6 protein-coding genes are annotated in these 6339 nt (G+C 66.9%); 4 read left to right on the top strand and 2 right to left on the bottom strand.

Features of this window, described 5'->3' with window-relative positions; all coding sequences use genetic code 11:
- The first annotated feature begins 4 nt into the window (after window positions 1-4).
- Together serS and ACFV15_RS39430 are read left to right on the top strand one after the other, a co-directional pair.
- Window positions 5-1270 carry a serine--tRNA ligase gene (gene serS / locus ACFV15_RS39425; RefSeq protein WP_378357406.1) on the top strand — a complete coding sequence of 422 codons (1266 nt, stop codon included), beginning with the start codon at window positions 5-7 and terminating at the stop codon, window positions 1268-1270.
- A 25-nt stretch (window positions 1271-1295) separates the two neighbouring features.
- The gene (locus ACFV15_RS39430; RefSeq protein WP_378357408.1) at window positions 1296-2279 is read left to right on the top strand and encodes a DUF3558 family protein; all 984 of its coding nucleotides are present in this window, start codon (window positions 1296-1298) and stop codon (window positions 2277-2279) included.
- On the opposite strand, the gene lhgO is transcribed toward ACFV15_RS39430, so the two are convergent.
- Both lhgO and ACFV15_RS39440 read right to left on the bottom strand, forming a co-directional pair.
- Entirely contained in the window at window positions 2276-3463 is a 1188-nt protein-coding gene (gene lhgO / locus ACFV15_RS39435; RefSeq protein WP_378357410.1) for an L-2-hydroxyglutarate oxidase, read from the bottom strand. The genes ACFV15_RS39430 and lhgO overlap by 4 nt on opposite strands.
- A gap of 21 nt (window positions 3464-3484) precedes the next feature.
- Window positions 3485-5035 (bottom strand): MFS transporter, encoded by a 1551-nt coding sequence (locus ACFV15_RS39440; protein ID WP_378357411.1) that lies wholly within the window; start codon window positions 5033-5035, stop codon window positions 3485-3487.
- Between the two features lie 127 nt (window positions 5036-5162).
- Between ACFV15_RS39440 and ACFV15_RS39445 the strand changes: the two genes are divergently transcribed.
- Both ACFV15_RS39445 and ACFV15_RS39450 read left to right on the top strand, forming a co-directional pair.
- Complete coding sequence (locus tag ACFV15_RS39445; protein ID WP_378357413.1) at window positions 5163-5693, top strand: prevent-host-death protein; 531 nt, start codon at window positions 5163-5165, stop codon at window positions 5691-5693.
- Complete coding sequence (locus ACFV15_RS39450) at window positions 5690-6115, top strand: cytotoxic translational repressor of toxin-antitoxin stability system (RefSeq protein WP_378357415.1); 426 nt, start codon at window positions 5690-5692, stop codon at window positions 6113-6115. The genes ACFV15_RS39445 and ACFV15_RS39450 overlap by 4 nt, the downstream gene beginning before the upstream one ends.
- The last annotated feature ends 224 nt before the right edge of the window (window positions 6116-6339 follow it).

Below are 6339 nucleotides of genomic sequence, written 5' to 3' on the forward strand. Positions count from 1 at the left end.
CCGCGTGATTGACCCCAGGACTCTGCGCGAAGACCCGGATGCCGTGCGCGCCTCGCAGCGCGCGCGTGGTGAGGACGAGGGAGTGGTCGACAAGCTGCTCTCCCTCGACACCAAACGGCGGTCCGCGATCGCCAGTGCCGACAAGCTGCGCGCCGAGCAGAAGTCGCTGGGCAAGCTCGTCGGCAAGTCCAAGGGCGAGGAGCGCGAAGCGCTGCTGACCAAGGGCAAGGAGCTTTCCGCGCAGGTCAAGGCGGCCGAGGCCGAGCAGACCTCGGCTTCCGAGGAGTTCGAGGCGCTGCACCGGCTGGTGCCGAACCTCGTCCACCTCGACGTGCCAGAAGGCGGCGAGGACGACTACGTGGTCCTCAAGACCGTCGGCGAGCCGCCGAAGTTCGACTTCACCCCGCGCGATCACCTCGAGCTCATGGAAGGCCTCAAGGCCGTCGACATGGAGCGCGGGGCCAAGGTCTCCGGCTCGCGGTTCTACTTCCTCACCGGCATCGGCGCCCAGCTGCAGCTCGGCCTGCTGAACATGGCCGTCGCGCAGGCCGTCGAGAACGGGTTCATCCCGATGATCACCCCGTCGCTGGTGCGGCCGGAGATCATGGCTGGCACCGGTTTCCTCGGCGCGCACGCGTCGGAGGTCTACAGCCTGCGTGACGACGACCTGTACCTGGTCGGCACGTCGGAGGTGCCGCTCGCCGGCTTCCACGCCGACGAGATCCTGGACCTCAAGGAAGGTCCGATGCGGTACGCGGGCTGGTCGTCCTGCTACCGGCGCGAAGCCGGGTCGTACGGCAAGGACACCCGCGGCATCATCCGCGTGCACCAGTTCGACAAGGTCGAGATGTTCGTCTACGCCAAGCCGGAGGACGCCGAGGCGGAGCACGCGCGGCTGCTCGACTGGGAAGAGCAGATGCTCGCCAAGATCGAGGTGCCGTACCGGATCATCGACACCGCGGCAGGCGACCTCGGCACCTCGGCTTCGCGCAAGTACGACAGCGAGGCCTGGATCCCGACGCAGGAGGCGTACCGCGAGCTGACCTCGACCTCGAACTGCACCACGTTCCAGGCTCGCAGGCTCGGCATCCGCTACCGCGACGAGAACGGCAAGCCGCAGACCGTCGCGACGCTCAACGGCACGCTGGCCACCACCCGCTGGATCGTCGCGATCCTCGAGAACCACCAGCAGGAAGACGGTTCCGTGCGCGTTCCCGAGGCGCTGCGTCCGTTCATCGGCGGCAAAGAAATCCTTTCGCCAGTGCGCTAAGCGTTACTGCGTTAGGGTGCATCGCGTGAAGATCAAGCTGGCAGTGGCACTAGCGGGACTGACGCTCTTGGCGGCGTGTACCACCACGGTCGTCGGTTCCGCTAAGTCCAAGCCAGGGCAGGGGCCGATCGAGCAGGCCACGGACCCGTGCTCGCTGCTGCCAGCCGATCAGGCGACGGCGGTGGGGCTCGATCCCAAGGGCAAGTTCACGAAGGCGGACAAGGCACGCAAGCTGCCGCCCAGCTGTGACTTCAAGAGCACGGACGGCGCGTCCGGCGGGGTGACGGTGACGTGGAGCGCCGACATCACCGTCGACCAGTACTACAACGGCGCCCAGGTCGCCGAAGAGCTGCAGTTCGGCGGCCTGAAGTGGACGCACTACAAGAACCCCTTCGGTGACTCGTTCTGCTCGCTGATGACCAGGCTCGACGGCAATGGTTTCGTCGAACTGCTCGGCACCAACCTCACGACGCCGGAGAAGTCCTGCGACGTTTCCAAGGCCGCCGCGCCGCTGGTCTCGTCTCACCTGAAGGGCGGCACGCCGGTCACGGCACTGCCGAGCCCTTCGACTTCAGCGTCCGCGCCGCCGAGCCCGCTCGCCGCTGCCAAAGCCTGCGAAATGGTCAAGCCGGACCAGGTCACGGCGCTCGGCCTCACCGCGGCAGGCATGGAAGAGCTCGGCAAGACCAAGCCGGAGCAGCCAGGCTGCGAGTGGCAGGACACCGACGGCGCCCGTGGCCAGAAGCCGCTGGATCTCTGGTTCGGGCTCACCAAGCCCGCCAAGGGATGGCCGTATCTCGACAAGGGCGGCGAGCCGGTCGACGCGGGCGGCAAGAAGTGGACCCTCTTCTCCGACCCCAGCGAAGACGGCGTCAGCTGCTACGCCTCGCTGGAGATCAGCCCGACCTCGTCGGTGATGCTCACCAGCGGTTACCTCGACGACAAGGCGAAGATCTGCGACCTGGTCAAGGCCGCGATCCCAGTCGTCACCCCGAATCTGCCGAGCTAAGCGACCTGATCGGCAACATGCTTGGCGATCTCCAGCGCGCTCGTCGCGGCCGGTGACGGCGCGTTGAGCACGTGCACCTGGTGCGGCGCCGTCTCGATCAGGAAGTCGTCGACGAGCGCGCCGCTCGGCAGCAGTGCCTGCGCGCGCACGCCGGAGCCGTGGCGCACGATGTCCTCCGGCTGCACGGCGGGCACGAGACGGGCGAGGCTCTTCGCGAAGCGCTTCTTCGAGAACGAGCGGCGAACCTCGTCGAGCCCGGTCGGGTAGGCGTACTTGCGCGCCAGCCGCCAAAGTCCAGGGAAGCGGGCGACCTCGGCGAGGTCCTTCGCGGAGATGTCGCCCCAGCCGTAGCCCTCACGGCTCAGCGCGAGCACCGCGTTCGGGCCGGCGTGCACACTGCCGTCGAGCATGCGGGTGAGGTGGACGCCGAGGAACGGCAGCGAGGCGTCGGGCACCGGATAGATGAGGCCGCGCACCAGGTTCCGGCGCTCCGGCTTGAGCTCGTAGTACTCGCCGCGGAACGGCACGATCCGCGCGGACGGGGTCAGCCCGGCGAGCCTGGCGACCCGGTCCGACTGCAGGCCCGCGCAGTTCACCAGCGCGTCGGCGCGGATCACGTCGTCGCCGGTGGCCACCTCGACCCCGCGATCGGTCGACCTGATGGCCAGTGCGGCGGTGTTGAGCCGGAGATCGGCGCCGGTCTCGTCGAGCAGCCGTACCAGCGCCCCGCAGACCGCGGGGAAATCGATGATGCCGGTGGACTCCACCCGAAGCGCCCCGACACACGAGACCTCGGGCTCGTACGCGCGGGCCTCGCTCGGCGAGATCAGCTTCGCGGGCACGCCGTTCGCTTCGGCGCGATCCGCCAGCACCCGCAACGCAGGAAGCTCGTCGTCGCTGGTCGCGACGACGAGCTTTCCGCACACTTCGACCGGGACCCCGTATAGCCTGGCGAAGTCCACTATGGATCGGTTGCCCGCGGTGGACATCCTGGCCTTGAAGGAGCCTGGCTTGTAGTACAGCCCGGCGTGGACCACATTCGAGTTGTGCCCGGTCTGGTGGGCCGCCCAGCGGTCTTCCTTCTCCAGCACGGTCACGTCCGTGCCGCGCCTGGTCAGTTCCCAGGCCACGGCCAGTCCGAGTATCCCGCCGCCGATCACCACGACATCACTTGCGCTACGCACGATCGATCAGGCTACGCGTGCCTACGCGGTGACGGGCTCCGGGACCGCGTCCTCTTCGGTCTCGATGACCTTGGGGACACCCTTCATGGTGAACCAGACGCTGACCGCGAGTGCCGCCATCAAGCCGGCGCAGGCGTAGAAGGTGATCCCGAGGCTGTCGACGTAGGCGTGGCGAGCGGTGTTGGCGATCAGCGTGCCCAGGTCACCGGGCAGCTGCGAGGCCGTGGCCACCGCGGCGCCGATGTTCTCCTTGATCGGCTCCACCACGGTGCCGGGCAGGTCCGACGGCAGCTGCAGGTTCGTCCGGTACATCGCACCGAGCACGCTGCCGAGGATCGCGATACCCAGTGCGCCACCGAGCTCGTTGGCGGTCTCGGAGATCGCCGACGCGGCACCGGCCCGCTCCTTCGGGACCACACCGAGCACGGTGTCCGTGGCGACGGTCAGCATCATCGCGACACCGAAGCCGCACAGCACCACACACAGCACCAGGTACGGGTAGTTCACGTCGACCTTGGTCTGCGCCAGCAGCACGAAGCTCGTCGACGACAGCACGCAGCCGAGCATCACGGTGGCGCGGCGGCCGAACTTGCTGACGAAGACGCCGGCGAGCGTGCCACCGGTCAGCGCGCCCAGCATGCCGGGCAGGCCGGCCAGCCCGGACTTCAGCGGCGACCAGCCGACGACCAGCTGGAAGTACTGCGCCAGCGCCAGCGAAAGGGCCAGCTGCACGAACATGGCGACCACGGTAGTGCCGATCGTCGCGCTGAAGGCACGCTGGGCGAACAGCTTCACGTCGATCAGCGGCTCGTCGAGCTTGCCCTGCCGGTGCACGAACAGCAGCAGCGAGACGACGCCGACGACCGCGGCCACGATCACATCGGTGTGCTTGAACCCGCTCGCCGCGATCTCCTTGATCGTGTAGACCACACCGAGCATCCCCGCGACCGAGAGCAGCACGCTGAGCCCGTCCAGCCTGCCGGGGTTCGGGTTACGCGACTCCGGCAGCACGAAGTAGCCGGCGATCAGCAGCACGAGCACGACGGGAACGTTGATCAGGAAGACCGAGCCCCACCAGAAGTGCGCCAGCAAGGTACCGGCGATGACCGGCCCGAAGCCGATCCCCAGCACGGCGACCCCACTCCAGGCGCCGATCGCGCCGGTGCGCTCCTTCGGGTCGGTGAAGACGTTGCGGATGAGCGAGAGCGTCGACGGCATGAGCGTCGCACCGGCGACCCCGAGCAGCGCACGGGCACCGATCAGCATCTCCGGCCCGTTGGCGTACGCGGTCAGCACCGACGCGAGGCCGAACACGGCCGAGCCGATGAGCAGAAGCTTCTTGCGGCCGATCCGGTCACCGATGTTGCCCATGGTGATGAGCAGGCCCGCGAGCGCGAAGCCGTACATGTCGGCGATCCAGAGGACCTGAGTGGCGGACGGTTTGAGCGAGCCCGAGATGGCGGGGATGGCCAAGTGCAGGACCGTCATGTCCAGCGCGATGAGCAGCTGGGCGAGGCAGCAGATGACCAGGGTGCCCCACTTGCGGGCGCTGCTGAGCGTTGGATTCGTCATGGTGAGGAGTGTTGCCGGTCACGCTGACCGTCCACGCACCAAATGCTGACAACTGTCTAAGACAACAGTTTAAGATCGTCAGCGACCAGAAATATTCATGTGGATCAGGCCACTATATCTTGGGTGGGTGAACACGACCGAAGCTGCGTGGCGACGTCGGCGGCCGATCAGTAAGTACGTGACGTACTTGCCGTACTTCTCTCAAAAGGAGATACTGGCTGTACTGATCAGGGAGGTCGCGATGGGTGCTGTTCACTACGACAGCTACACCGAGGCGAGGACGCACTTCAAGGACTTGCTGGATGCGGCAGAGCAGGGGCGGGTCGTCACGGTCCGGCGCGACGCGGCGAGGACTGCGGTGGTCGACGTCGAACGCCTGCGTCACTTCCTGGCTTCGATTGTTCCGTCTGCCGCTCAAGTCGTCCCGGAGGCGGGCGGTTGGTCCGTCTTCATTCCGGGACTCCCGGTTTCCGCTGACGGCGGCTCGTTCGACGAAGCGATCACCGAGATGATCGACGCGTTGCGCGAGTACGCGGATGATTGGCAGCGGCGGCTGCTGAACACGCCGAACCACCGCGACAACTGGGGACTCGTCCAGCTGATCAGCTTCAGTGACGACGACCAGCTGCGCGACTGGCTCGTGGGTGCGGCGCGGTGACCTGGCCGCCGCCGACCCGCAAGGACCACGAATCCTTCTGCGAAGTCGAAGAATGGCACCGGGTCCGCGATGCGCGCGGCCGGACGGGAACGCATCACGTCACGTATGAACTCGGCCTTGTCGACGGCCGGATCCTGCGGACCCGGATCTCGCACCCGGTGGACCGCACCGACTACGGGCCGAGCCTGTGGAAGCACATCCTTCGCGATCAGCTGGAAGTCGACGAGCCGGGTTTCTGGGCCTGCGCGCGCGACGGCGTCAAACCTGATCGGGGCGAGCCGCGGGTCCCCGCCGAGGCGCTACCCGCGGATCTGGTCTTCATGCTGATTTCGCGGGTCGGCATCCCTGAGTCCGAAGTGGCGGCCATGACCAAGGACGAGGCGGTTGCGAGGCTGCAGCGCCATTGGACCGAGGGTGCTTAGCCGTCACTCGTCGATCTGCGTGAACGCCACTTTCGCAACGCTCAACCTGGATCCGCCGAGGATCTTGGTGAGTTGATCGTGTCGTGGACGCGCAGATGCCCTCTGACTTGGGATGATTGTTCTTGCGAAGGAACAACAAACCACAAAGAGAGAGGGCATCTGCTGGATGCGATCTTCTCATAGCGCCGGGTCGGTGTCGGTGAGGTTCGATGATGAGAGTGTCG

This window comes from Amycolatopsis sp. NPDC059657, from assembly GCF_042734395.1.
Classification (GTDB): domain Bacteria; phylum Actinomycetota; class Actinomycetes; order Mycobacteriales; family Pseudonocardiaceae; genus Amycolatopsis.